Source organism: Bradyrhizobium sp. 33ap4 (assembly GCF_032654765.1).
Lineage (GTDB): Bacteria > Pseudomonadota > Alphaproteobacteria > Rhizobiales > Xanthobacteraceae > Bradyrhizobium > Bradyrhizobium australafricanum.
Map to the genome: position 1 here is coordinate 1 of NZ_JAUMTJ010000217.1, position 725 is coordinate 725.

Below are 725 nucleotides of genomic sequence, written 5' to 3' on the forward strand. Positions count from 1 at the left end.
GCCGACTTGGTCCGTGTCTCAAGACGGGTCGGGTGGGTTACCGACCTACTCGCCGCAAACCAACCTGCGCCTCCGCGGGAAACCCATCACGCATGGTCTTAAGCCCAACAACGCACGCGAGCGCGAGGCTGCGAAGCGAAGCCGGAACCTACGTGCCGGTTGTTCGGGAATCCCGCGCCACGGTTTTGAGGACAGGCGGAAGCGGAGGTTAGTCCGCTTCCAAGGTTCATCCTCGGCAGGGTGGCGTTACTTCCGATCGGCTGGCTGTAACTCCCGCAACAGGTCTCTCCCGTCGAAGTCCACCTGCCGTCGCCCGAAAGTCGCACTTGTGGGGGTGCCCGTGCCGGCCGCGGCGTTCTACCGACGGCAGAAAGTGCGCCAGCGTTCACCCGGAGCCCCGCCCATTCCGGAAGACGAGGCCCGAAACGGACCCGTCCGCCGCCCATTGCCCGTGGCAATCCAGGATACTTACCGGCTGAATTCCGCCGCCCTCGATCTTCGAGGGCCCACCCGTTTCACTCTAAGCGGTTTCACGTACTCTTGAACTCTCTCTTCAACGTTCTTTTCAAATTTCCCTCACGATACTTGTTGACTATCGGTATCTCGGTAGTATTTAGCCTTAGATGGAGTTTACCAACTGCTTAGGGCTGCACTCTCAAGCAACCTGACTGTCGAGAGGTGCCATCTCACAAGACCAGGAGCAGAGACGGGCCTGGTACCCACTC

Annotated in this window: 1 rRNA gene; it reads right to left on the reverse strand. The window is 60.1% G+C overall.

The features are described from left to right. Nucleotides 1–524: 524 nt before the first annotated feature. Nucleotides 525–725: ribosomal RNA gene (locus Q2M23_RS43730) — 23S ribosomal RNA — on the reverse strand; the annotation flags it as partial.